A 25867-nucleotide genomic window follows, 5' to 3' on the forward strand; every position below is an offset into this window, starting at 1 on the left:
GGCTCAGACCGGTTTGCGCCGCAGACGCAAATTGAGCATCTCCACCACCACCGAGAAGGCCATGGCGAAGTAGATGTAACCCTTGGGCACATGGTGGCCGAAGCCCTCGGCCACCAGCACCATGCCCACCATCACCAGGAAGGACAGGGCCAACATCTTGATCGTGGGGTGGGCCGAGACGAAGCGGCCGATGGCGCCGGCAAACAGCATCATCATGCCCACCGACAGGATCACCGCCGCGACCATCACGGCGATCTCGTCGACCATGCCCACGGCCGTGATGATGGAGTCCAGAGAGAACACCATGTCCACCAGCATGATCTGCACGATGACGGCGGTGAAGCTGGCCCCGGCGCCGGCCGCCGCGTGGCCCTCGCCGCCTTCGAGCGACTGGTGAATCTCGCCGGTGCTCTTCCAGATCAGGAACAGGCCGCCCAGGATCAGCACCAGGTCGCGGCCGGAGATCGCGCGGCCGAACCAGGGCACGGTGAACAGCGGCGCCGTCAGGCCGATGATCCAGGACAGCAGCATCAGCAGGCCCAGGCGCATGAACATGGCCATGAACAGGCCCAGCCTGCGCGCCAGTTCGCGCCGCTCGGGCGGCAGCTTGTCCACCAGGATGGAGATGAAGACGATGTTGTCGATGCCCAGCACCAGCTCCAGCGCTGTCAGCGTGGCCAGCGCGATCCAGGTGTTGGGGTCGGTCAGCAGTTCCAGCATCGGTCACTCCAGGTTGTTGTTCATGTCCCCAGCAGTTCACCCACGGGCTTGAGGTCGTCGACACGGTCGCAGACCGCCTTGACCACCATCATGATGGGGATGCCCAGCAGCAGGCCCCAGACACCCCACAGCCAGCCCCAGGCCAGCACGCCGATGAAGACCGCCACCGGGTTCATGCGGCTGGCCTTGCTGGTCAACCAGGGCACCAGCAGGTTGCCCTCGATGGTGTTGATCAGCAGCGACGCGCCTCCGACCGCCAACGCCATCTCGATCGAGCCGAACTGCAGGAAGGCCACCAGGCCTGCGCCTCCAGTGACCACGAGCGAGCCAATGTAGGGCACCAGATTGAGGACGCCGGCGGCAATGCCCCAGACCACCGCGTGCTTCAGGCCCAGGGCCCAGAAGGCCAGACCCGTGGTCACACCCACCAGCACGCTGGCCAACAGCTGCACCAGCAGGTAGCGCTGGATCTGTGAGGTGATTTCGTCCAGCGCCTGCACCGTGATCTTCTTGTTGCTCAGGCTGGGCCCGGTGATCTTGACCAGCTTGCGCCGGAAGGTGTCGCCCGACAGCAGCAGGAAATAGGTCAGGAAGGTGACCACCGTGACCTGGCCGATCAGGCTGGCCAGGCCCATGGTGCTGGTCCACAGGTGGTCGCGCACGTCGAAGCGCGGCTTCTCGATCACCACCCGCTGCACGCCGCGCTCGTGGGCGGCGGCGGGACTGGCATCCTGGGCCGCCTGTTCGAGCTGGGCTGCCGCTTTCTGCACCGTGTCGAGCGCGCTGTCGGGGCCGGACTTGTGCCTGCGCATGGAGTCGCGCAACTTGGCGCTGGCCTCGGGCAGGGTTTCGATCAGCTGGTTGGCGTCGTCGCTGAAGGAATAGACCGCGGCGCCGGAGGCGCCCAGGATGCCCAGGATCAACACGGCGGCCGAGAGCGCCCTGGGGATGCGCCAGCGCTCCAGCGCGTCGACCACCGGCGACAGCGCGTAGCTGAACATGAAGCCCAGCATCAAGGGAATGAAGAAAGCGCTGGCCCAGCGCAGCGTCGCCAGCACGGCCAGCACAGTGAGCACCACCAGGCTCATGCTGCGCACGTTGACGGGCATGCGCAACAGGACGTGGGAGGGATCTTCGGGATCGACCGCCAGGGGTGGCGCTGCGGCCTTGTTGTCTTCGTTGCGGTCCTGGTCCATGCTGCCTTTGTGGTTTGCTTTTTTTCCAGTCCCCCAGGGCTCCTCAGCCCGCCATCGCCTCGCGCACCGCGCTGAGCTGGCGGCGCGAAACCGCCAGCACCTCGTCGATGCCGCTCAGGCGCACCGCCCAGCCTTCGCCCTCTTCGGGGTCGTCGTGCTTTTCCAGCGCCCGCATCGCGCGGCGCGCCACCAGCGCGTTGCGGTGGACCCGCAGGAATTGCACCGCATGGCGCTCTTCCAGTTCGCTCAGGGAGGCATCCAGAATATAGCTTCTGGCCACTGTGCGTACGGTCACGTACTTGAGTTCGGCCTTGAAATACAGGACCTCGGCCAGTGGCACGCGCTCGGTCCGGCCGCGGTCCTGGATCACCAGGGCTTCCATGGCCCCATCAGGCTGCAGCCCCCGTTCCATCAGGACGATACGCTCCACTTTTTGTAGCGCCACTTGCAGTCGCTCGAGCCGCACCGGCTTGGTCAGGTAGTCCGCCGCCTCCAGCTCGAAGGCAGCCACCGCGTGTTCGGCGTGGGCGGTGACGAAGACCACGGCCGGCGGTCGCGGCAGGCCGCGCAAGGCCTGGGCCAGCGCCAGGCCGTCGGCGCCAGGCATGTGGATGTCCAGCAGCACGGCGTCGAAGTCCTGGCGGCGCAGCAGTTCCATCGCCTGCGTCGCGTTGGCTGCCTCGGCCGCCACCGTGGCCGGCGGGGCCTTGCAGTCCCCCAGCAGGGTGCGCAGCCGCGCGCGTGCCAGCGTCTCGTCGTCCACCACCAGCAACTGCAGGCCGATCATGCCGGCACCTCCATGCGCACCTGGTAGACGCCGTCCTTGAGCGCGGTCTGGAACTGGCCCTGCACATCGTGCAGCAGGTGCAGGCGGTCGCGCACGTTGTCCTGGGCCACGCCGTGGCCGCGCTGGCCCTGGCCGGCGGGCACGGTGTTGGTCACCTTGACCACCACGGTGCTGCCGCGCAGCTGGGTGCTGATGCGCACCTGGGCGCCGGTGGCGCTGGGCTCGACGCCGTGCTTGACGGCGTTCTCCACCAGTGGCTGCAGCATCAGCGGTGGCACCCGGGCGCTGCCGGCCAGCGGATCCAGCGCCCATTCCACCTGCAGCCGCTCACCGAAACGCACCTGCTCGATGTCCAGGTAGCGCCGCGCAAGGGCGATCTCCTCGGCCAGGGTCACGGCGTCGCCCTGGTCGATCAAGGCATGGCGGAACAGGTCGGACAGGTCTTCCAGGATGGCCTCGGCCCGCGCGGGGTCCTCGCGCACCAGGGCGATCGCGCTGTTGAGGGTGTTGAACAGGAAGTGCGGCCGGATGCGCGCCTGCAGTTCCGACAGGCGGGCCGCGGTCGCCGCAGGCGTGCGGCCCTTGGCGCGCAGCACCAGGGCGGCCACCAGGGCAGCCGACAGCACGGCGCCGGCAAAGGCCGAGGCGACCCAGGGCACGGGCCCGACGAAGCCGACCACGGCCAGCAGGCCGCAGCCATAGAGGCCGGCCAGCATGCCCAGACAGACGCCGAAAGCCTGCTGGCCGGCGGCCGGCAGGCGCTCGAGCAGGCGCTTGAGACTGCAGGCCACGATCAGCCAGGCCAGAGTGGCCGGCAGGGCCGCGCCGCTGAGCACCGCCACCCGGGCCAGCCATTCCAGGAAACCGGCGGCGCCGAACATGGCGCCCACCATCATCACGCCCTCGACAAACAGCACGGCGCGCAGGATCACACCCACCTGGCAGGCGTCAAAAACCAGGGCGCGCGGGGGCCGGACCGGCGCCTGACGGGGCAGGTCGGAGAAGGCCGATAAAATTTGCGAGTCTTTCATCAACAGTCGGGTTGCTGCCCCATTATTGGTGAATCGGCGCGAAACACGTTAATCCGGACACATTGATGAACCAACTCGACAAAAAATCCCAGGCCTGGTCGGCGCTGTTCTCCGAGCCCATGAGCGAGTTGGTCAAGCGCTACACCGCCAGCGTGTTCTTCGACAAGCGCCTGTGGCAGGCCGACATCCAGGGCTCGCTGGCCCACGCCGGCATGCTGGCCGCCCAGGGCATCCTGTCAGCGGCCGACCATGCCGCCATCGAAAAGGGCATGGCCCAGATCAGCCAGGAGATCGCATCGGGCGCCTTCGACTGGAAGCTGGACCTGGAGGACGTGCACCTGAACATCGAGGCGCGCCTGACCCAGCTGGCCGGCGACGCCGGCAAGCGCCTGCACACCGGCCGCAGCCGCAATGACCAGGTCGCCACCGACGTGCGCCTGTGGCTGCGCGGCGAGATCGACGCCATCAGCAGTCTGCTGGTCGAACTGCAAAAGGCCCTGGTCGACATCGCCGAAAAGAACGTCGAGGTCATCCTGCCCGGCTTCACCCACCTGCAGGTGGCCCAGCCGGTGAGCTTCGGCCACCATATGCTGGCCTACGTGGAGATGTTCAGCCGCGATGCCGAGCGCATGGATGATGTGCGCCGCCGCACCAACCGCCTGCCGCTGGGCGCCGCCGCCCTGGCCGGCACCAGCTACCCGCTGGACCGCGAGCTGGTCGCCCGGACTCTGGGCATGGTCGACGACAAGGGCCGGCCCCAGGTCTGCCAGAACTCGCTGGACGCCGTCAGCGACCGCGACTTCGCCATCGAATTCACGGCCGCCGCCACGCTGGCCATGGTCCACATCAGCCGCTTCTCCGAAGAGCTGATCCTGTGGATGAGCCAGAACTTCAGCTTCATCCGCATCGCCGACCGCTTCACCACCGGCTCGTCCATCATGCCGCAGAAGAAGAACCCGGACGTGCCGGAACTGGCGCGCGGCAAGACCGGCCGCGTGGTCGGCCACCTGATGGGCCTGATCACCCTGATGAAGGGCCAGCCCCTGGCCTACAACAAGGACAACCAGGAAGACAAGGAACCGCTGTTCGACACCGTGGACACCCTGAAGGACACGCTGCGCATCTTTGCCGAGATGGTCGAAGGCATCACCGTGCAACCCGAGGCCATGGAAAAAGCCGCCCTCAGGGGCTATGCCACAGCCACCGACCTGGCCGACTACCTGGTCAAGAAGGGCCTGCCCTTCCGCGACGCCCACGAGACCGTGGCCCATGCGGTCAAGGCCGCCACCAGCCATGGCGTCGACCTGTCGGAGCTGCCCCTGTCCGAACTGCAGAAGTTCAACCCGGCCATCGAGAAGGACGTGTACGACGTGCTGTCGCTGCGCGGCTCTCTCAACGCCCGCAGCACGCTGGGCGGCACGGCCCCGGCCCAGGTGCGCGCCCAGATCGCGCGCCACCGCAACCGCCTGTCACAGCCGGGCGCCTGATTTCAGCTACCCTCCCTGCGCACAGGAGGGAAGAGTGAAGAACATTCTCAGGACAGCCGCGGCCCTGGCATGGCTGGCCGCAACGACCGCCCAGGCCCTGCAGATCAGCAGTCTGACGCCGCAGGGCGAGGTGGCCCAGGTCCGCCAGGTGGCGGCCAAGCTCGACAGCGCCGCCGTCAACTTCGGCGACCCCAAGGCCCCTGCCCCGCTGGCCCTGAACTGCAGCGATGCCCAGGCCAGCAAGGGCACGGCGCGCTGGAACAGCGAGCGCGAGTGGGTCTTCCAGTTCGACGAGGACCTGCCGCCCGGCGTCAGCTGCACGCTGCAGGTGCGCGCCGGCTTCAAGTCGCCCCAGGGCGCCGAGCTGGCCGCCGGCAGCCACAAATTCAACACCGGCGGCCCCTTCGTCCAGCAGTTGCGTCCCAGCACCTACCAGCGCATCGACGAGGAGCAATTCTTCGTGCTGCAGCTCAATGGCCCGGCCACGCTGCAAAGCGTGCGCGACAACCTGTGGTGCGCCGTCGAAGGCCTGGGCGAGCGGGTGCCGGTGCGCCTGCTCGAAGGCAAGGAGCGCAGCACCTACCTCCAGGCCCTGCGCCTGGACAAAGCGGCGGAGAAAGACCCGCTGCGCTATGTGAGCTTCGCCTGCAACCGGCGCCTGCCGCCGGCGGCCAAGGTGCAGGTGGTCTACGGCAAGGGCATCGCCACGCCCTCGGGCGTGGCCAACAGCGTGGAAAAACGTTACGTCTTCCAGGTGCGCGAGCCCTTCGCCGCCAGCTTTGGCTGCGAGCGCGAGAACGCACAGGCGCCTTGCCTGCCGATCCGGCCCATGAACCTGTCGTTCAACGCGCCGGTGGCGCGCAAGCTGGCCGCGCAGATCCGTCTGGTCTCGCCCAAGGAGACACTCAAGCCCAGCTTCGACCAGGACGGCAGCGACGGCGAGAGCGTGGTCAACGCGGTCAGCTTCAAGACCGGCCTGTCCGAACAGACCGCTTACACGCTGGAGCTGCCCAAGGATTTCCAGGACGCCTCGGGCCGCGCGCTGCGCAACGCCGGCAACTTCCCGCTCAAGGTGGCGACCGGCGCCATGCCGCCGCTGGCCAAGTTCGCCGCCGCGCCCTTCGGCATCATCGAACGCTTCGCCGAACCGCAAGGCGGGCCGCTGCTGCCGGTGACCCTGCGCAAGGTCGAAGCGGCCCTGCAGGTGCGCGGCTACGCGCCCGGCAAGGTCAGCGACCTGCAGGCGCGCACCGACGCCGACATCATTGCCTGGCAGCGCAAGGTGCAGCGCTACGAGCAATGGAACGTGGCGCGCGCGCAGGCCAGACGCGACGTGAAGGCTGCGCTGCCCAAGGTGCTGGAAGCGCGCGACAAGGACTGGGTGCAGGCCCGCATGGTCTCGCTGCTCGATGGCCAGGCCCATGTCAGGACCCTGGACCTGCCCAAGCCGGTGGGCAACGACCCGCGGCCCTTCGAGGTGGTGGGCATTCCTCTGACACCGGGCTTCCATGTGGTGGAGATCGCCTCGCAGGTGCTGGGCCAGTCGTTGCTGGACGAGCGCCACGGCGGCGCGCGGACCATGTACGTGCGCACCTCCGCCCTGGTCACCAACCTGGGCGTGCACTTCAAGCTGGGCCGCGAGAACGCCCTGGCCTGGGTGACCACGCTGGACAAGGGCGCGGTCGTTCCCAACGCCGTGGTGCGCGTGTCGGACTGCAGCGGCAAGGAGCTGGCGAGCGCCACCACCAACGCCCAGGGCATCGCCGACCTCAAGGGCCTGAGCCCGCAAGCGCCGCGCTGCGCCGGCGAGGACGAGTACCGCAACGCCTACTTCGTCAGCGCCCGCGCCAGCGCCGGCGGCGTGGAGGACATGGCTTTCACCTGGAGCGACTGGCAACGCGGCATCGAGCCCTGGCGCTTCAACGTGGAGACCAGCAACGAGCCGCGCCCCGACGAACGCGTCCACACCATCCTGGACCGCAGCCTGCTGCGCGCCGGCGAGACCGTGTCCATGAAGCACATCGCGCGCACCGAGACGCGCACGGGCTTCGGCCTGCCCGCGCTGCTGCCCGAGCAGTTGGTGGTCACCCATGTGGGCAGCGGCCAGCAATTCACGCAGGCCCTGGCCTGGCGCAAGACCGCCGGCGGTGGCCAGAGCGCGGAAAGCCAGTTCGCCATCCCGCCGGCGGCCAAGCTGGGCGAGTACGAGGTGGCGCTCAAGCGCCAGGACCGCAGCTTCAGCAGTGGCAGCTTCCGGGTCGAGGAATTCCGCCTGCCGGTGCTGGAAGGCCGCATCGCGCCGACCGACAAGAAAGCCCTGGTCAATGTCCGCTCCGTGCCCACCGACGTGCAGGTCAACTACGTCTCGGGCGGGCCGGCCGCCAACCTGCCGGTGCGCGTGTCGGCCCTGCTGCGGGCCAAGAGCCTGGCCTATGCCGACCACGATGCCTTCAGCTTCAACCCGCCGCGCGGCCTGCGCGAGGGCTCGTCCAGCGGCGAGGAGGAAAGCACGGCCGCGCAGGACCAGCGCCTGGTGGCCGACAAGCTGCCGCTGACCCTGGACCGCAACGGCGCCGGCAAGATCGCCATCAACGAGCTTCCTGCAGCCAAGCAGCCGCAGGAACTGCTGCTCGAAGCCAGCTATGCCGACCCCAATGGCGAGGTCCAGACCCTGCGCAGCGTCAACACCCTGTGGCCGGCGGCCGTGGTGGCCGGCATCAAGACCGAGGGCTGGGTTTCCGCCAGCCAGAAGATCCGCTTCCAGGCCCTGGCTCTGCAGACCGACGGCAAACCCGCGGCCGATGTGCCGCTGGAGGTCAAGGCCACGGCGCGCATCGTCACCACCAGCCGCAAGCGCATGGTCGGCGGCTTCTACACCTACGACAACAAGACCGAGCTCAAGGACCTGGGATCGGTGTGCAGCGGCAAGAGCGACAGCCGTGGCCTGCTGCTGTGTGAGACCAGGCTGGGTGAGGCCGGCGAAGTGGAACTGGTGGTCACGGCCAGGGACGCACAGGGCAACAGCATGCAGGCCGCCAGCTCGGTCTGGGTCACGAAACAGGGCGAGCTGTGGTTCGGCGGCGAAAACCACGACCGCATCGACCTGCTGCCCGAGAAGAAGGCCTACCAGCCGGGTGAGACAGCCAAGTTCCAGGTGCGCATGCCGTTTCGCTTCGCCACCGCGCTGGTGGCGGTGGAGCGCGAGGGCATCATCGAGACCCAGGTGGTGCAACTCAATGGCGACGACCCCACGGTGTCGCTGCAGGTCAAGGAGGGCTGGGGGCCCAACGTCTATGTCAGCGTGCTGGCCCTGCGCGGCCGGCTGCGCGAGGTGCCCTGGTACAGCCTGTTCACCTGGGGCTTCAAGGCGCCGCGCGAATGGTGGACAGCCTTCTGGTACGAGGGCCGCGAATACGTCGCCCCCAGCGCCATGGTGGACCTGAGCAAGCCGGCCTTCCGCCTGGGCCTGGCCGAGATCCGCGTCGGCACCAAGGCCCACGAACTGGCTGTCAGCGTGAAGGCCGACAAGGAGGCCTACCCCGTGCGCGGCCAGGCCCGCGTGAGCATCAGCGTGAAGCTGCCCAATGGCCAGCCGGCTGCCAACGCCGAAGTGGCGCTGGCAGCGGTGGACCAGGCCCTGCTGGAGCTGATGCCCAACACCAGTTGGGACCTGTTGGGCGCCATGCTGCAGCGCCGCGCCTGGGGCGTGGAGACCTCGACCGCGCAGATGGAGATCGTCGGCCGGCGCCACTACGGCCGCAAGGCCGTGCCGGCCGGCGGCGGCGGCGGCAAGAGCGCCACGCGCGAGCTGCTCGACACCTTGCTGCTGTGGAACCCGCGCGTGCAGCTGGACGCCAACGGCCAGGCGCAAATCACCGTGCCGCTCAACGATGCCTTGACGACTTTTCGCATCGTCGCCGTGGCCGATGCTGGCACCGGCCTGTTCGGCACCGGCCAGACCAGCATCCGCGCCACCCAGGACCTGCAGATCATCAGCGGCCTGCCGCCCCTGGTGCGCGAGGACGACCAGTTCCGTGCCCAGCTGACGCTGCGCAACACCACGGCCAAGGCCATGAAGGTGGAGGTGGCGCCGCGCGCCACCCTGCTGACGCTGGCGCCCCAGACGGTGGACATCCCGGCCGGCGAGGCCCGCGAGCTGGCCTGGAACGTGACGGCGCCGGCCCAGCTGGCCTTGACGCGCAACGAAGCCATCTTGTGGGAGATCGAGGCCAAGGACTTGCTGGGCGGGGCGCGCGATGCGCTCAAGGCGCGCCAGCGCATCGTCCCGGCCGTGCCGCTGACGGTGCAGCAGGCCACGCTGGTGCAGGTCGATGGCACCCTGGCCCTGCCGGTGAACCCGCCGGCCGATGCCATCCCCGGCCGCGGCGGCCTCAAGCTCGCCCTGCAGCCCAAGCTGGCCGAGGGCCTGCCCGGCGTGCGCGACTGGTTTGCCAACTACCCCTTTGCCTGCCTGGAGCAAAAAACCAGCAAATCGATTGGCCTGCGCGAGGCGAAGATGTGGCAGGCTGTTCTGGCCCAGCTGCCGACCTATCTGGACGGCGATGGCCTGGCCAGCTACTTCCCGCCGCGCGACGGCGAGGCCAACCGCGGCAGCGACATCCTCACGTCCTACCTGCTGGCCGCGACCCATGAAGCGGCGGCGTTGAACCCGGCCTTCACCCTGCCCGACGAGGCGCGCGCGCCGATGGAGCGCGGTCTCATTGCCTTCGTCGAGGGCCGCATCCAGCGCGAGTTCTGGAGCCCGCGCAAGGATCTGGACGTGCGCAAGCTGGCCGCGCTGGAAGCCTTGTCCCGCTATGGCAAGGCGCAAGGCCGAATGTTGGGCAGCATCACGATCGCGCCCAACCAGTGGCCCACCAGTGCGGTGATCGACTGGCTGAATATCTTGAAGCGGGTGGCCGATGTGCCGCAGCGCGAACAGCGCCTGGCCGAGGCCCAGCAGGTTCTGCGTTCGCGCCTGTCATGGCAGGGCACGAAGGCGGTGTTCAGCACCGAGCGCGACGACTATTGGTGGTGGCTGATGGCCAACGGCGACGTCAACACCGCGCGCCTGATCCTGGCCGTGCTCGACGATCCTGCCTGGAAGGACGACATGGGCCGGCTGGCCAACGGCTTCATCGCCCGCCAGCAAGGCGGCGCATGGCACACGACCACGGCCAACCTTTGGGGCGGCCTGGCGCTGGAAAAGTTCTCGGCAAAGTTCGAGGCCACGCCGGTGGCCGGCACGACGCGCGCAAGCATGTCCACCGGCGCAGCAGCCGTGGACTGGAGCAAGGTCGAGCGCATCAAGACCAGCGACGCATCGGGTGCGCCGCACCAGACGACATGGTTCGGTGCGCCGGCGTCGCCCGGCAACCTGCGCAACAACGGCATGTTCTTGCCTTGGGGCAAAGAGGCCAAGGCCGACACGCTGAACGTGGCACACCAGGGCCCGGGCAAGCCCTGGCTGACCCTGCAGTCGGTGGCCGCCATCGATCTGAAAGCGCCCTTCTCCGCCGGCTACCAGATCAAGAAGACCATCACGCCGGTGGAACAGGCCGTGGCCGGCAAATACAGCCGCGGCGACGTGCTGCGCATCAACCTGGAAGTCAACGCCGCCTCCGACATGACCTGGGTGGTGGTCACCGACCCCATCCCCGGTGGCAGCACCTTGCTGGGCGGTGGCCTGGGCCGTGACTCGCAGATCGCCACCAGCGGCCAGAAGGCTCCCACCGGCGTCTGGGCGGCTTTCGAGGAGCGCAGCTTCGAGTCCTGGCGCGGCTACTACGAGTACGTGCCCAAGGGCGTGTTCAAGCTGGAGTACACGGTGCGGCTGAACAACGTGGGCGACTTCGCCCTGCCGCCCACCCGCGTGGAAGCCATGTATGCGCCCGAGATGTTCGGTGAGCTGCCCAATGTGCGGGTCAAGGTGGAGGCCGGGCGGTGAAATTCGCCCTGGCCTTGGTGCTGGCCTGCTGCAGCTGCGCCAGCCATGCCCTGCCCTCCTACGACGAGGTGCGGCGTGCGCACCGCTCCTCCGACACGCTGGTGCTGGACCGCCATGGTGAAGTGCTGCAGCGCCTGCGCACCGACACCGGCGTGCGGCGCGGCCAGTGGCTGGCACTGCAGGACATGTCGCCCGCCCTGCGCAACGCCATGGTGTTGTCGGAGGACAAGCGCTTCTACGAGCACAGCGGCGTCGACTGGCGCGCGGCCTCGGCCGCGGCCTGGGGCAATCTGTGGAACAGCCGCACGCGCGGCGCCTCGACCCTGAGCATGCAGCTGGCCGGCCTGCTGGACGACGACTGGCAGCGCGGACCGGGCGGGCGCAGCGCGGCGCAGAAGATCGGCCAGACGGTGGCGGCCCAGGTGCTGGACCGGCGCTGGCGCAAGGACCAGATCCTGGAGGCCTACCTCAATCTCGTGCCCTTTCGCGGCGAACTGGTGGGCGTGGACGCGCTCTCGCGCACCCTGTTCGGCAAGGCGGCCAGCGGCCTGGACGAACAGGAGGCCGCCATTGCCGCCGCCCTGGTGCGCGCGCCCAATGCCGGCGCCCAGCGTGTGGCCCAGCGTGCCTGCAGCGTGCTGCAGGCCATGCAGGCAGCCGGCGCCAAGGCCGACTGCGAAGCGCTGGATGTGTTTGCCTCGTCCGCCCTGCAGCGCAAGGCCTGGGACGCCAGCGAGGGCATCGCGCCGCACCTGGCGCGGCGGCTGCTCACAGCAGGCGATGCGCCCGCCACACTGAGCACCAGCGTGCGTGCCGGCCTGCAACGCTTTGCCGTGCAGACCCTGCAGCGCCAGCTGCGCGAGCTGCGCACGCGCAACGTGCAGGACGGCGCCGTCATCGTGCTGGACAACGCCAGTGGCGAGGTGCTGGCCTGGGTCGGCTCCTCGGGCGTGCTCAGTGGCGCGGCCGAGGTGGATGGCGTCACGTCCCTGCGCCAGCCCGGCTCCACCCTCAAGCCCTTTCTCTATGCCCAGGCCATCGCCGAACGCCGGCTGACCGCCGCCTCGCTGCTGGAGGACGCGCCCACCGCCATCGCCACGGCCGGCGGCCTGTACATCCCGCAGAACTACGACCGCCAGTTCAAGGGTTGGGTCTCGGTGCGCACGGCCCTGGGCGCATCGCTGAACGTGCCGGCGGTGCGCACCCTGGTGATGGTCTCGCCCGATGCCTTTGCGCAGCAGCTGCGGGCGCTGGGCCTGGCGCTCAAGGAGACCGGCGACTACTACGGCACCAGCCTGGCCCTGGGCAGCGCCGAGGTGCGCCTGCTGGACCTGGCCAATGCCTACCGCGCGCTGGCCAATGGCGGGCGCGCCAGCGCCGTTGCCTTCAGCCCCGGTGCCAGGCCCAGCTTCACGCCAGCCATCAATGCCGGCGCCGCCTTCATCGCCGGCGACATCCTGGCCGATGCCAACGCGCGGGCCCGCAGCTTCGGCACCGACAGCCTGCTGGCCACGCGTTTCTGGACCGCGGTCAAGACCGGCACCAGCAAGGACATGCGCGACAACTGGGCGCTAGGCTGGTCGCAGCGCTACACCGTGGGCGTGTGGGTGGGCAATGCCACAGGCGCGCCCATGCACGACGTCAGCGGCACCAGTGGCGCCGCGCCGGTGTGGGTCGCCCTGATGCAGCACCTGCACGCGCGCGAACCCAGCCGCGCGCCGGCGCCGCCGGCCGGCCTGGCGGGCCTGCAGGTGCGGTTCGCCGGCGCCGCCGAAGCGGCGCGGCACGAATGGTTTCTGCCGGGCACGCAACAAGCCCTCATTGCTATGGATTCAAGAGCGCCCCAGGTCCACTGGACGGGCTCTGGAGGCCGATCTTCCTCTCAAATCGCGGCACTGCAGCCGGCCCGCATCACCGCACCGGCCGGCGGCACCATCGTGGCCCTGGACCCCGACATCCCGCCGCAGCGCCAGCGCCTGGCCTTCAGCGCCGATGGCGCCGACCTGCGCTGGCGCATGGACGGCAAGGAGTTCGCCCGGGGCAGCCAGGCGCAGTGGCTGCCCTGGCCCGGCCGCCATGTGGTGCAGATCGCCGGCGCCAACGGCCAGGTGCTGGACGAGATCCGCATCGAGGTGCGCGGGGCCGGGGTGCGGGACAAGGCCGCAAAAGGCCCGCTCTAGTGCGCCGCCGCCAGCTGGCGATCGACCACTACACCAGCATCAGCCTTTCGATCTTCTGATTGGCGCCCTTGAGCTTCTTGAACAGCGCCAGCAGCAGCGCCTTGTCCAGGCTGACCATGGCATGGGGGTCGGCCTGCAACGCTGCGATCGCGATCTTGCTGAATTGGGCAACGATGATCTTGTCGTCGGCAATGACCGTTGCTGACGCGGTGATGCTGCCATCAGCAAAGAAGATCCCTTCTCCGAAGCAGTCACCGGTTTCGATGGTGCCGACCAGCTTGCCGTTGCGAAACGCCTCGGCCGCGCCATACAGGATCACATAGAAAGCCTTCATGTCGTCGTCCTGCGACGTGATGCTGATATCCGCGTGGAACGTCCTGATCTGTGCCATCTCCGAGATGCGCTGCAGCCATTCATCCGGAACCGGCTTGAAAAAGGAGCAGTTGCGCAAGGCGCCGAAGCGGGCCGACGGGTCTTCCATCAGCAGCTTGGCATGGCGGGCAAAGTGGTCGTCGATGGTGTCGAATTCGTCCATGCATCCTCCGCGGGTTCAGGCCTTGGGCGGCGGCGCCGGCTTTTCCTCCAGCGACAGCGTCATCGCTTGCGGCCTGGCGGCAGGAGCGGGCGCCGCCACCACCGGCCTCGGAGGCTCCGGCTTCTTGATGTTGACGACCAGCGGACCCGTCGATTCCTCCTCTTCGGGTTCCGCCTCGACTTGCAGCGACAGACCGCCCGTCGCTGCGTCACCGCCAGGCAACTCTTCCTGGATGAAGCGTTTGCTATTGAGCTTCAGGCGCAACATCAGGTCGCCTTTGGCGTCCGCATTGACTTGCAGCTCCTGCAGCGAAATATCGCCTGCATCGTAGAGTTCGAACAGGCACTGGTCGAAGGTCTTCATGCCCAGTTCGACCGACTTCTTCATGATTTCCTTGAGCTGACCGATTTCTCCCTTGGCGATCGCGTCGCGTGAGGTCGAGGTGCTCAGCAGAATCTCGATGGCGGCGGCGCGTCCACCCGAAATCTTGCGCACCAGCCGCTGCGAAACGATGGCGCGCATGTTCAGCGCCAGGTCGTTGCGCACCTGCTCGTGCTTTTCGACCGGGAAGAAATTGATGATGCGGTCGATGGCCTGGTTGGCGCTGTTCGCGTGCAGAGTGGCCATGCACAGATGGCCGGTCTCGGCGAAGTTGAGCGCGTATTCCATGGTTTCGTGATCGCGGATTTCGCCGATCAGGATCACGTCCGGCGCCTGGCGCAGCGTGTCCTTGAGCGCGTCGAACCAGCCCACCGTGTCGATGCCGACTTCGCGGTGCGTGACGATGCAGTTGCCGTGCGGATGCACGTATTCGACCGGATCCTCGATCGTGATGATGTGGCCGTGCGTTTCCTGGTTGCGCACCCCCAGCATCGCCGCCAGCGTGGTCGACTTGCCCGATCCGGTACCGCCCACCAGAAGAACCAGTCCACGCTTTTCCTGCACGATTGCCTTGAGGACAGGCGGCAGGTTCATCTTGTCGAAATCCGGGATTTCGGTCGTGATCACGCGGATCACCATCCCGCAGCGCTGCTGCTGGGTGAAGATATTGATGCGGAAACGGCCCAGGCCCTCCAGCGAAATCGCGAAGTTCTGGCCCTTGGTGTCGATGTAAGCCTGCCACTGCTTCTCGGACGCGATCGCGCGCGCCATCTTGCCTGTCTGCTCCGCCGTCAGCGCAGTCTCGTTGAGCTTGGTCAGCTTCCCATTGAGCTTGATGGCTGGCGGGAAGCCGGCCGTCAGGAACAGGTCCGAGCCCTTCAACTGCACCATGGCTGCGAGCATCTTGTGCACGATGGCCTGGATTTGCTGCTTTTCCTGCTGTTCCATGTTTCCTCCTGAGCGATTCCTGGTGGCTGGCCGGTCTGAGCAGCTTACAAATGCAAAACTGCCGGCTTCGTCTGCTGACCCCGGCCAATTCGGCGTGAACTTGCTTGCGGCTTATTGGACCCGCAGCACCTCAAACTGCTGTCGGATTGGAGCGACCTGTATCGACACCTCATCACCCTCGCATTTACCCAGCATGGCCCTGCCCAAAGGGGCTTCGCTGCTGATGACCTGAACGAGCTGAGCGTCGCTGACCAACTTCATGCTGCCCCCATCCGGCCCGAGAAAGAGCTGCTGCTGCTTGTCGTCGGAATCGACCAGGCAGACAAGCGCGCCGAGCTGTATACCTTGGCTGGCGTCGTAGGGACGCGGGCGGAATTGGCGCCAACTGGCCATCGCCTGACGAATTCCTTCGGCGCGCCGAGCTTGGCCGGTGGCCAGGTAGGCGGCTTCGAGCCCCAAAGTATCGTATTTGTTTTCGGCGATGCTTTCTTCGTGAGTCGCCGTTTCATGGGCCGCCCGGACTGCCTGTTCGGCTTGCAACAGGTCTTCGGCGAGCCGCTCCAGCACCTGCTGCTGCAACAAGAATTTATCCATGATGAAAGGTAGGCATCTCGAACAAGCGGGGGCAGGTCTTGATTATGAAGGGGCTCCGCCAGCCTTCACCGCTTCTGTCGGCCGCAGGTTGACTTCAGCAATGGGCTCCGTCCTGTCGCCCATTTCGGTGCATCGAGCGGCAGGAACTGGCCGGAAGCGGACACCGCACCCGCGCTGGCCGCAGTCGGCCGGTTGCGCTTGATTCCATCATGGTGTTTACCCTAGATCATTGGCGAATGCACGAGCCTCTATCGTTTTGAAAGCATTCTGAAAGCGCGGATTTCCTACGCTCGCGCCCTGACGACATCCCATACGGAGACAACATGACCCCCACCAGACGAGACATCCTGGGCGGCGCTGCAGCCGCGTTAGCCTGGAACCTTCCCCTGAGCGCCCATGCCCAAGCCTGGCCCTCAAAGCCCCTTCGCTTCGTTGTGCCATTCGCCCCTGGCGGCAGTTCTGAAATCGTGGCGCGCTCGACGGCTCTCGAATTGAGCAAGACGATTGGCCAGAACGTGTTCGTCGACAACAAGCCCGGCGCCTCGGGGAACATCGCGATGCAGGAAGTAGCGCGCGCCGACGACATGCACACCATCATCCTGGGCCATATCGGGACGCTGGCGGTCAACCCGTACATGTACAAAAAGCTGCCCTATGACGCCAACAAGGACTTCAAGGCGGTCAGCCTGCTGGCCAAAGTGCCGAGCCTCTATGTGGTCCATCCGGATGTCCCGGCGAGGAACCTCCAGGAATTCATCGCCCTGGTGAAGTCCAAACCCGGCCGCATGAATTACGGCTCCGCCGGCAATGGCAGCGCTGGCCATCTGGCGATGGAATACCTGAAGATGACTGCAGACATTTTCATCACCCACATTCCCTACAAGGGAACGGGTCCGCAGCTGACCGACCTGCTCGCGGGGCGGCTCGACGCTGCGTCGGTTGGCGCATCGGCAATCCTTCCGCAGATCAAGGCAGGCAAGCTGCGCTGCATTGCAACAGGCTCGACCAAGCGCCTGGCACAGCTGCCCGACGTGCCCACCGTCGCGGAGCAAGGCTTCCCCGGCTTTGAAATGACGCAGTGGTACGGCATGCTGGCCCCCGCGTCCATGCCGCAAGCCAACATCGACAAGCTGGCCGCCGAGACGCAGAAGGCCCTCAGGTCGCCCTCCGCCATGGAGAGGCTGACTGGCGACGCTGCAGAAGCCGTGGGCAACACGCCGGCCCAGTTCGCTCAATTCATCGCTCTGGAGCAGAAGCGCTGGAAGCAGGTCGTGGAACGGGCGAAAATCACGGCTGACTGAACTCCCTCCCGTTGCTGCGTCTGCGGGAATCGCAAATGCGCATCCTGCTGGTTGAAGACGAACACAGCCTTGGCACCTGGCTCTCAAAGGCGCTGGAAAGCGCCGGCATCATGGTCGAGTGGGTTGACAGCGCGCGCGCCGCGTTGTCTGCTGCAGCCCTCGGCGGCCATGACGCCATCGTCCTGGACCTGGGCTTGCCCGACCGGGATGGACAGGATCTGCTGGCCGACATCCGCAGCCGCGATCCGCACGTCCCGGCGCTTGTGCTGACTGCGCGTGAAGGACTCAGCGAGAAAGTCCGCGCCTTCAACGCCGGCGCGGACGATTTCCTCGCAAAACCCTTCGAGCTGGAAGAGCTGCAAGTGCGCCTGCAGGCATTGCTGCGCCGGGCGCGGGGTGCGCAGGCCGCGCGCCTGTCCTGCGGCCCTCTTTCATTCGACCTCGCCACCCGGCGTTTCCTCCTGGCGGGCGAGCATCTGCCGCTGCCACCGCGTGAGTCTGCTGTCCTGCGGGTTCTCCTGGAGCACGCAGGCGAGCCCATGTCCAAGCAACACATCCTGGAACGCGTTGTCTCCGACGACAAGGACGTTCATCCCGAGGCAATGGAAGTGATCGTCCATCGCCTGAGGAAAAAGGTGGACGGTCGCGGGCTGGGCATCAAGACCTACCGCGGACTGGGCTATGCGCTGGAAGCGGCTTAGCCAGTTCTCGCTGGCGCAGCAACTGCTCTTGTTGCTCCTGCCGGCCCTGTTGCTGCTCTCGCTGGCCGAACTGCGCAGGACAGCCCAGGACGTGCACCGCGCCGCGGACTCAGCCTATGACCGCTCCCTGCTGGGCGCGCTCAAAGCGATCGACGCCAACGTCTCGACCGAATCCGGTGGCCTGGCCGTGGAACTCCCCTACCGGCTTTTCGAGTTCTTCGAGCTGACGGCGAGCGGCCCGGTTCATTTCCGGGTGGCCACCGCCGATGGCTTGGTGGAGCTGGGGAGCGCCGACCTGCCTGCTACGCCACAAGCCCTGGTGCCCGGTGTGCCGCAGTTCTATGACGGTGAGTATTTCGGCGACCCGGTCAGATTGGTGGCTTACACGCGCGAGCTGGAGCGGCCTGCCGAGGGCTCGCCCTCCCGCCACATCGTCATCCAGGTGGCTGAAAGCACACGCTCCCGGGAGGAATTTCGCCAAACCTTCCTCCAACGTGCGGCAATCAACAGCTCCACATTCCTTGTCCTGGCGATCGGCTTTTGCATTGCAGCCGTGGTTTTCGTGCTCCGACCCATCGGAAAAATCTCCCGCGACGTGATCTCGCGGCCTGCCGGCGAGCTGCAGCCCATACCCACCGACGCGATGGCACCTGATATCCGTCCGCTGGTGGAAGCCATCAACCAGCACATGCAGCGCACGCATGAACGCACCACCCAGCAACGCATGTTCCTCGACGATGCCTCCCATCAACTGCGGACCCACCTCACAACGCTGCGAATGCAGGTCGAGTATGCGGTCCGGCAGCAAGAGCCCGCAGAGGTTCAGCAGGCTCTTGAAGCTCTGAACCTGGAGCTGCAGCGTGCATCGCGCAGCACGAACCAGTTCTTGAGCCTTGCGCGCAGCGAAGCGGTGGACCTTCGCCCCGTTCACTTCGATGTCCACGACCTGCTCGAAGATGTTGCGCGCCAGTTTCTGCGCGCCGCGAGAGACAAAGGCCTGGATCTGGGCGTCGAGAGCGCAAGATTCGATGCCTTTGGCGACCCGGCCTTGCTGCGGGAGGCGCTTGTGAACCTGGTCGCCAATGCGATTGCCTACTCCCCGCAGGGGGCCGTCACCCTGAAAGGCGCCGGCGACACCCTGGGATGGAGCTTGGCCGTGGAAGACACTGGGCCCGGCCTGCCGGCCACGCTGGAATTGGGGGCGGTCGGGCGCTTCGCCCGCGCGGCCGGGTCCAGCATCGGCGGCTCGGGCCTGGGACTGTCGATTGCCAGAGCGATTGCCGCGCGGCACCAGGGCGTCCTGCGGCTTGAAGCCCGAGCCCAGGGCACGGGCCTGGATGCCGCGATTTGGTGGCCCCGGCCGTCGGACCTGAAGGACGAATGATGCGAGCGCTTTCGCTGCCATTCCTGTTGTTCTTGTCCTTGCTGGCGTCGCCGGCCGTCGCACTTCCCCTGCACACGGAGTGCGTCGCGCCCGCCAAGCCAGGCGGCGGGTTCGACCTGACCTGCCAGCTTCTCAAGCAGACCTTGCTTGTGTCCGGCGCCGTTCCTTCTGAAATGCAGGTGCGCTACATGCCCGGCGGGATCGGGGCCGTTGCCTATGACCGTGCCGTCACCCAGCGCTGGAGTGACCCCGGGGTCTTCATCGCTTTTTCCACCGGTTCACTGCTGAACCTGGTGCAGGGCAAGTTCGGGCCGCACGGGACGTCGGACGTGCGCTGGCTCGCCACGCTCGGCACGGAGTATGGCGTCGTCGCCGTGCGCAAAGACTCCCGGCTGACTTCGCTGCCAGCACTGGTGCAACGCTTACGCGAAAACGCCGGCGGTGCGGTTTTCGGCGCCGGCGGGACCGTGGGAAGCCAGGACTGGATCAAGGCGTCGCTTCTGGTCCGGGCCGCTGGCCGCGACCATCGGACCATGCGCTTCATATCTTTCGAGGGCGGTGGCCAGGCGATCTCGGCGCTTCGTGGCGGCCATGTGGATGTTTTCTGCGGCGATGCCGGCGAAGCCATGTCTGCTCTGGCTGCCGGCGACATCCGCCTGCTGGCCGTGCTGGCACCGCGACGCCAACAAGGCGTTCTTGCGCAAGTTCCGACGGCCCGTGAACAGGGCGTCGACCTGATCTGGCCCACAGTGCGCGGGATCTATATGGGGCCCGGCGTCTCCGACAAGGACCACGATGAATGGTCTCGCCTGCTTTCGCGCGTGATGGAGACCCCAGCCTACCAGAGGGCAGCGCGTGCGGCTGGACTTGAGCCCATGAAGCTCGAAGGACAGCAACTGCGCAATTGGATCCAGGGTGAGGCCCAGCGCATGCGTGATCTGGCCTTGTCGTTGCATCTCGCCGTCCGCTAGGTGGCGCAGATATGGACGATGGCAGCTACCGCCCAAAAACTGACATCGGGATCAGAATTGCTGCGTCGACCCGGTAGTCAGCTTTCTCATGCAGCGCTGGAACAGCTGGCTTTCCAGCCAAGCTACCAACCATCTTCTGGTCGCCTGCAGGTCCTGGCCGTCAAACCATGTCACGTCCACGGCGCGGTATTGGCGAATGAAGGGAAAGATGGCGAGGTCGGCCAAACAGGGCTCGCTGCCCCCCAGGAATCGCTGACTGCACAGTAGCTTGTCGAGTGGCTGCAACAGGCAGGCCACAGCTCGATCGCGATGGACTTGTGGCTGAATGCGCAGAGGGTCGCGCTCGGGGTACTTGTATCCATCGAGGTGCTGCTTGAAGGGCCCATCGTTGAGGCCCACCATTTCGAGGCAGAGGGCGGATTGCGCGCGGCCCCACCAGCCGTCGGGATCACGTCCCTGGAATGCCCACCCCATGATGTCCAGGCTCTGGTCGACAACACGCTGGTCTGGCAGGACTAATACCGGCACGGTTCCTTTTGGGGACATCCGCAGCATCTCCGAAGGCTTATCACGCAGCGTGATCTCATGTGCGTCGAAGTCGACCCCCGCCTGGAGCAGCGCCATGCGGGCGCGCATCGCGTAAGGGCACCGGCGATAGGTGAACAGAAGTGGACGCTGAATCGGCGGCAGCTCATGCACGGTGGACGAGATCATCCCTCGCGCACCCTGGCCACATTAGTATCCGACAGCATTCCGAGATTCTGGCACGTGTGCTTGCCGGGTCTTGCTCAATGGATTGGCCGCCCGGCACCACGACGGCTGCTCTTGGCCGATTGCGGCCCTCAGCAATTTGGTCTCACAAGGAAATCAAGCTGAGATGTAACCGATTTTGGGGATCTTCACTCAGCGCGCGGCGGCGCCTTTGCATGGCGGCCGTGGTTGCACCAACTGTGGCTGATCGCAAGGTTCTCGGTGTGGCTGCTGCCGCCTTCGGACAACGGCTGGATGTGCTCCAGGGTCGCGTCCGCCAACAACACCGGTTCTCTGCAGATCCAGCAGGGCACCACGCCATGCAGTTGGCGCGCCACTGTGCGGTAAATCTTGACGCGGGTGAGAGACAGGCTGCCCATGGATTGCGCGCTTCGTCAGCGAAGCGGAAAGTGGCACGCGACTTCGCGCTGCTCGCCCGCGGGCCGAAGCAAGGGCAGTTCCTGCTTGCAGGACTCCTGCGCGAAGGCGCATCGCTGGTGAAAGGAACAGCCCGGGGGCGGATGGATCGGGGAAGGCAGTTCGCCCCGGATGGGATGGATATCCTGCGCCGGGGCGCCATCGGCGGCCAGTCGCGGCGCGCTATCGAGCAGGGCGCGCGTGTAGGGGTGGGCCGGCGCATTGAAAACTGCTTCGGTGCGCCCGGTTTCCACGATCCTGCCCAGATACATGACGGCAATGCGGTCGCTGACATGGCGGACCACGCTGAGGTCGTGGCTGATGAACAGCATCGTGAGGTTCAGGTCCCGCCGCAGTTGCAGGAACAGATTGATGATCTGTGCCTGAATCGATACGTCCAGGGATGCGACGGGCTCGTCGCAGATCAGGGCGTCAGGATGCATGGCCAGGGCGCGCGCGATGGCCACGCGCTGGCGCTGCCCCCCCGAGAACTGGTGCGGGAAACGCTGCGCCGCCTCAGCGTCCAGCCCCACTGCGGCCAGCCACCGGATGACATCACTTTGGGCGCCGTCGCGCGAGACAAGGCCATGGGCGCGCGGGCCTTCCGAAATGGTGTCCCCCACGCGCATGCGCGGATTGAGCGAGGCAAACGGGTCCTGGAACACCATCTGCACGCGCGTCGTGCGTTTGCGGCCATGCTGCATCACAGGAACGCCGTCGATCTCGGCCGAGCCGGCCGTGGGCTGGAGAATGCCGGCCGCGATGCGGCCTAGCGTGGATTTCCCGCAACCCGATTCGCCGACCAGTCCCAGGGTCTCTCCTCTGCCCACATGCAGGGAGACGTCTTCGACGGCGTGGACCACAGTGGCGCCGCTCTTGGCTCCGGTAAATCGCCGGGCCAAGCGCTCGGTGAACGTCGGCTGGGAAGTGAAGCGCCGCGTGACGCCCTTGAGGGAAATCAGCTGCGTCATGAGGTCGCCGGCACGGTGGGACTGCGATGCAGGGGGTGGTGGCATCGCCAGGCGCGTTCGCCCTCGAATGTCCGCTCCGGCGCTGTGCCACAAGCGTCCGTCGCGTACGCGCACCGGGCCCTGAAGGCGCAGCCCGAGGGCAGATTGGTGAGCGAGGGCGTAGCTCCGGGGATCTGAACGAGGTCGCGCCCGGGCGCAGCGCGGGACGGCAGGCTGTCGATCAGGCCCTGGGTGTAGGGATGGCGCGGCTGGCGCAAGACCTGGGCGGTTGGCCCTTCCTCGATCAGGCGGCCGGCGTACATCACGAGCAGGCGTGACGCCAGCACCGAGACCGTGGCCAGGTCGTGGCTGATCCAGACCAGCCCCACGCCCGCCGCGCGCACCAGCGTTTTCATCTCCACCAGGATCTGCGCCTGGATGGAGACATCCAGCGCCGTCGTGGGTTCATCGCAGATCACCAGCCCTGGGTTGTTGAGGAAGGCAATGGCAATGGCCACGCGCTGGCGCATGCCTCCCGACAATTCGTGCGGGTAGCTGTCCAGGCGCCGTTCCGGCTCGGGAATGCCCATTTTGGCAAGGGCTTCGACCGAGCGCCGCCGCATCTCTGCAGCATCCGGCTTGCCGTGCGCAAGCATCGCCAGCTCCATCTGCGCCGACACCTTCAGCACCGCGTTCAGGGTGCTCATCGGGTCCTGGAACACCATCGCGATGCGGCGGCCCCGCAGCGCGCGCAGGCGGGACTGCGGCATGCCGATCAGCTCCTGGCCATCGAGCTTGACTGAGCCTGCCGCGATCCGGCCCGGCGCATCCACCAGCCCGAGCACGGAATAGCCTGTGACACTCTTGCCCGAACCGGATTCGCCGACCAGGCCGACGATCTCGCCCGCGGCAACGTCGAAGGAAACCCCGTCCACGGCCTTGGCCACGCCAGCGCGGGTCGAAAAATGGGTGGACAGGTCCCGCACCTGCAGCAGGGGCTGATTCATCGCCTGAGCCTTGGATTGAGCTGGTCGCGGATCTGGTCGCCCACCAGGTTGATCGTCACGATCAGCCCGATCAGCGCGACGCCCGGGTAGATCGAGATCCAGTAGCGGCCCGACAGCATGTACTGGAAGCCGTTGGCGATCAGCATGCCCAGCGAGGGTTCCGACACCGGCATTCCCAGGCCGAGGAAGGACAGCGTGGCCTCCAGTGCGATGGAGTTGGCCACCTGCACGGTGGCCACCACGATCAGCGGTGGCAGGCAATTGGGCAGCACGTGCCGGAAGGCGACCCGCGCCGCGCTCAGGGGCGTGGACAGCGCCGCCTCGACATACTCCTTGGAGCGTTCGGCCGTCGCAGCGCCGTGCGCGGTTCGGGCGAAATACGCGTACTGCGCGGTGACGAGCGCGGCGATCAGCTGCCATTTGCCCTGCCCGAGCAAGGCCGACAGCACCAGCGCGAGCAAGATGGCCGGGAAGGACAGCTGCAGATCGATCATGCGCATGATCAGCGTTTCGGTGCGTCCGCCGGCAAAGCCCGCCAGGGTGCCGAGCGAGGCGCCCAGCGAGAAGGCAATGACGCCGGCGATCAGTCCCACCTGCAGCGAAATGCGCAGTCCGTAGAGGATCGCGGAGTAGAGGTCGCGCCCCTGCGCGTCGGTGCCCAGCCAGTGGGTGAAGCCGCTGCTGCCTACGTACCCGGGTGGGCGACGCGCATCCGTCAGCACCAGTTTCGCCATGTCGTAGGGGTCTTGCGGCGTGATCAGGGGTGCCGCAAGGGCCAACAGGATGATCAGGCCCAGCAGCATGACGGCCACCACGGACACCCGGCTTTGCGCGAACTCGCTGAGAAACAGCCGCAGCGGGGTGGCCACGGCCTTGGGGCGGGCAGTGTCCGTCATGCCGCTTTGCGCGCGCGCAGCCGGGGATCGAGCGCAGCGTAGGCGATATCGACCGTGAAGTTGATGGCGATGAACAGCAGTGCCACGAGCATCAGGTAGGCCACCATGACGGGGCGGTCCAGTGTGGAAATCGAATCGATGATCAATTTGCCCACGCCGGGCCAGGAGAAGATGGTTTCGGTGACCACGGCAAAAGCAAGGGTCGAGCCAAACTCGAGGCCGAACACCGTGACCAGCGGGATGGCGATCAGGCGCAGCACATGGTGCCTGAGGATGGTCCATTCGCTCTCGCCGGCCGCCCGGGCGAAGCGAACCGTGTCGGTCAGCATCACCTCGCGCGTGCCCGCCCGCGCCAGGCGGATCATGAGAGCGAGCTTGAACAAGGCCAGATTGATCGAGGGCAGCAACATGTGCTTGAGGCCGTTGAGCGTGAAGACGCTCCACTCGACGCCCAACACCGCGACCGTGTCGCCGCGTCCACCGGCCGGCAGCAGGCCCAGGTTGACGGCGAAGGTGAAGATCAGGATCAGTCCGATCCAGAAGGTGGGCACCGAGAACCCGAGCACGGACAGGCCCATGATCACCTTGGACGCGAGGCTGTCGGGTGCATAGCCGGCGTACATGCCCAGTGGAATGCCAATCAACGCGGCGCCCAGGACGGCCGCCAGCGTGATCTCCAGCGTCGCGGGCAGGCGCGACAGGATCAGGTCCAGCACCGGCATGTTGTAGACGAAGGAGCGGCCGAAGTCCCCAGTCACCAGCTTGCCCGCAAACGTCAGGTACTGCTGCCACAGGGGCTGGTCGAAGCCGTAAGCCTGGATCGTCTGCTGGCGGATTTCCTGCGTCACATCCGGAGAAATCATCACGTCGATCGGATTGCCGACGGCAAACACACCGACGAACACCAGCACCGAGATGATGAAGATCACCACCGCGGCCTGCACAAGGCGCTCAATGACGTAGGCAAGCACCGCGGATCAGTCCCAGCCCATCGCCATGAGCGAGCGCGTCTCTGCCACTGCGACTTCCCACAATGCCGCGGTGTCGGCGTCGGGGCGCTGGTAGAGGCCGCCAAAATTGCCGTCACCGATCAACAGTTTCTTGGCGCCCGGATCGAGGCGCTGGAAGCGCTCGAGATCGACCATGGCCTTGGCCTCCTGGGGCTGTTCGGCCCCTGCAACGCGCGTCCAGGGAAAATTTTCCATCCATGAGGCGTGGGAAGCGACCGGATCGATGGTCTTGAGCTTGGCCATGGTCGCAGGCGCGTTCCACCAGTTGTGCCACTTCACCTGGACGCCCCGGTTGCGGTCCAGCCATTCCAGGATCGCGCCGTGGGCCGGCCCGTTGCCGCCGTGCCCGTTGACAATGACGATCTGCGTGAATCCGCTGCGCACCATGCTGTCGAGCACGTCGCAGACCAGCGCGCAAAACGTGGACAGTTTCAGGGTCACGGTCCCCGCGTAGTCGACAAAGCTGGGCGTGAAGCCGTAGGCGATGACCGGGAAAACCGGGATGCCCAGCGGTTCGGCAGCTTCGACCGCAACCCGTTCCGACAGGATGACGTCCACACACAGGCTCAGGTGCGCATGCTGTTCGGTCGAGCCAATGGGCAGCACGGCGCGGCGGTCCTTCTTGACGTGCTCCTCGACCTGCATCCAGTTCATTTCAGCGATACGCATGGTTT

Annotated in this window: 20 protein-coding genes and 1 pseudogene; 7 read left to right on the top strand and 14 right to left on the bottom strand. The window is 66.6% G+C overall.

Features of this window, described 5'->3' with window-relative positions:
- Positions 1 to 3 precede the first annotated feature (3 nt).
- Genes Q0632_RS01770 through Q0632_RS01785 form a run of 4 tightly spaced genes read right to left on the bottom strand, consistent with a single transcriptional unit; the run spans position 4 to position 3734 of the window.
- Positions 4 to 720 carry a TerC family protein gene (locus Q0632_RS01770; RefSeq protein WP_298923712.1) on the bottom strand — a complete coding sequence of 239 codons (717 nt, stop codon included), beginning with the start codon at positions 718 to 720 and terminating at the stop codon, positions 4 to 6.
- A gap of 20 nt (positions 721 to 740) precedes the next feature.
- Complete coding sequence (locus Q0632_RS01775) at positions 741 to 1916, bottom strand: AI-2E family transporter (protein ID WP_298923714.1); 1176 nt, start codon at positions 1914 to 1916, stop codon at positions 741 to 743.
- A gap of 43 nt (positions 1917 to 1959) precedes the next feature.
- A complete protein-coding gene (locus Q0632_RS01780) occupies positions 1960 to 2703 on the bottom strand; it encodes a LytTR family DNA-binding domain-containing protein (protein WP_298923716.1) in 744 nt (247 codons plus the stop codon).
- The gene (locus tag Q0632_RS01785) at positions 2700 to 3734 is read right to left on the bottom strand and encodes a sensor histidine kinase (RefSeq protein WP_298923718.1); all 1035 of its coding nucleotides are present in this window, start codon (positions 3732 to 3734) and stop codon (positions 2700 to 2702) included. Before Q0632_RS01785 ends, Q0632_RS01780 begins: the two co-directional genes overlap by 4 nt.
- 65 nt (positions 3735 to 3799) lie before the next feature.
- On the opposite strand from Q0632_RS01785, the gene argH reads away from it, so the two are divergent.
- Genes argH through pbpC form a run of 3 tightly spaced genes read left to right on the top strand, consistent with a single transcriptional unit; the run spans position 3800 to position 13348 of the window.
- On the top strand, positions 3800 to 5221 hold the full coding sequence (gene argH, locus Q0632_RS01790) for an argininosuccinate lyase (protein ID WP_298923720.1): 1422 nt from the start codon (positions 3800 to 3802) through the stop codon (positions 5219 to 5221).
- A gap of 34 nt (positions 5222 to 5255) precedes the next feature.
- Entirely contained in the window at positions 5256 to 11168 is a 5913-nt protein-coding gene (locus Q0632_RS01795) for an MG2 domain-containing protein (RefSeq protein WP_298923722.1), read from the top strand.
- The gene (gene pbpC, locus Q0632_RS01800; RefSeq protein WP_298923724.1) at positions 11165 to 13348 is read left to right on the top strand and encodes a penicillin-binding protein 1C; all 2184 of its coding nucleotides are present in this window, start codon (positions 11165 to 11167) and stop codon (positions 13346 to 13348) included. Before Q0632_RS01795 ends, pbpC begins: the two co-directional genes overlap by 4 nt.
- A 28-nt stretch (positions 13349 to 13376) precedes the next feature.
- On the opposite strand, the gene Q0632_RS01805 is transcribed toward pbpC, so the two are convergent.
- The 3 genes and pseudogenes from Q0632_RS01805 to Q0632_RS01815 all read right to left on the bottom strand — a co-directional run bounded on the left by Q0632_RS01805 (position 13377) and on the right by Q0632_RS01815 (position 15806).
- Positions 13377 to 13883: a cyclic nucleotide-binding domain-containing protein gene (locus Q0632_RS01805; protein ID WP_298923726.1), complete on the bottom strand. Its 507-nt coding sequence runs from the start codon at positions 13881 to 13883 to the stop codon at positions 13377 to 13379.
- Positions 13884 to 14120: 237 nt separating this feature from the next.
- Positions 14121 to 15212: pseudogene (locus tag Q0632_RS01810) on the bottom strand (PilT/PilU family type 4a pilus ATPase); the annotation flags it as partial.
- A gap of 111 nt (positions 15213 to 15323) precedes the next feature.
- On the bottom strand, positions 15324 to 15806 hold the full coding sequence (locus tag Q0632_RS01815; RefSeq protein ID WP_298923730.1) for a GreA/GreB family elongation factor: 483 nt from the start codon (positions 15804 to 15806) through the stop codon (positions 15324 to 15326).
- Between the two features lie 323 nt (positions 15807 to 16129).
- On the opposite strand from Q0632_RS01815, the gene Q0632_RS01820 reads away from it, so the two are divergent.
- Genes Q0632_RS01820 through Q0632_RS01835 form a run of 4 tightly spaced genes read left to right on the top strand, consistent with a single transcriptional unit; the run spans position 16130 to position 20163 of the window.
- Positions 16130 to 17107, top strand: coding sequence for a tripartite tricarboxylate transporter substrate binding protein (locus tag Q0632_RS01820; RefSeq protein WP_298923732.1), 978 nt, complete (start codon positions 16130 to 16132; stop codon positions 17105 to 17107).
- 35 nt (positions 17108 to 17142) lie between these two features.
- A complete protein-coding gene (locus tag Q0632_RS01825) occupies positions 17143 to 17808 on the top strand; it encodes a response regulator transcription factor (RefSeq protein WP_298923734.1) in 666 nt (221 codons plus the stop codon).
- Entirely contained in the window at positions 17789 to 19192 is a 1404-nt protein-coding gene (locus Q0632_RS01830; RefSeq protein WP_298923736.1) for a sensor histidine kinase N-terminal domain-containing protein, read from the top strand. The genes Q0632_RS01825 and Q0632_RS01830 overlap by 20 nt, the downstream gene beginning before the upstream one ends.
- Positions 19189 to 20163 carry a tripartite tricarboxylate transporter substrate-binding protein gene (locus Q0632_RS01835; protein ID WP_298923738.1) on the top strand — a complete coding sequence of 325 codons (975 nt, stop codon included), beginning with the start codon at positions 19189 to 19191 and terminating at the stop codon, positions 20161 to 20163. Before Q0632_RS01830 ends, Q0632_RS01835 begins: the two co-directional genes overlap by 4 nt.
- Before the next feature lie 51 nt (positions 20164 to 20214).
- Here the strand turns inward: Q0632_RS01835 and Q0632_RS01840 are convergent, their stop codons facing one another.
- From Q0632_RS01840 to Q0632_RS01870, 7 genes are all read right to left on the bottom strand, one after another.
- Positions 20215 to 20877: a glutathione S-transferase gene (locus Q0632_RS01840; protein WP_298923740.1), complete on the bottom strand. Its 663-nt coding sequence runs from the start codon at positions 20875 to 20877 to the stop codon at positions 20215 to 20217.
- Positions 20878 to 21062: 185 nt separating this feature from the next.
- Positions 21063 to 21293, bottom strand: a complete 231-nt coding sequence (locus Q0632_RS01845) for an HNH endonuclease signature motif containing protein (protein ID WP_298923742.1) — start codon at positions 21291 to 21293, stop codon at positions 21063 to 21065.
- A 15-nt stretch (positions 21294 to 21308) separates the two neighbouring features.
- Positions 21309 to 22301: an ABC transporter ATP-binding protein gene (locus tag Q0632_RS01850; RefSeq protein WP_298923744.1), complete on the bottom strand. Its 993-nt coding sequence runs from the start codon at positions 22299 to 22301 to the stop codon at positions 21309 to 21311.
- Complete coding sequence (locus Q0632_RS01855) at positions 22298 to 23287, bottom strand: ABC transporter ATP-binding protein (RefSeq protein ID WP_298923746.1); 990 nt, start codon at positions 23285 to 23287, stop codon at positions 22298 to 22300. Before Q0632_RS01855 ends, Q0632_RS01850 begins: the two co-directional genes overlap by 4 nt.
- A complete protein-coding gene (locus Q0632_RS01860) occupies positions 23284 to 24183 on the bottom strand; it encodes an ABC transporter permease (RefSeq protein WP_298923748.1) in 900 nt (299 codons plus the stop codon). The genes Q0632_RS01855 and Q0632_RS01860 overlap by 4 nt, the downstream gene beginning before the upstream one ends.
- Positions 24180 to 25154, bottom strand: coding sequence for an ABC transporter permease (locus tag Q0632_RS01865; RefSeq protein WP_298923750.1), 975 nt, complete (start codon positions 25152 to 25154; stop codon positions 24180 to 24182). Before Q0632_RS01865 ends, Q0632_RS01860 begins: the two co-directional genes overlap by 4 nt.
- Before the next feature lie 6 nt (positions 25155 to 25160).
- Entirely contained in the window at positions 25161 to 25847 is a 687-nt protein-coding gene (locus tag Q0632_RS01870) for a creatininase family protein (RefSeq protein ID WP_298923753.1), read from the bottom strand.
- Positions 25848 to 25867 lie beyond the last annotated feature (20 nt).

Source organism: uncultured Ramlibacter sp. (genome assembly GCF_936925435.1).
Taxonomy (GTDB): Bacteria; Pseudomonadota; Gammaproteobacteria; order Burkholderiales; family Burkholderiaceae_C; genus Ramlibacter.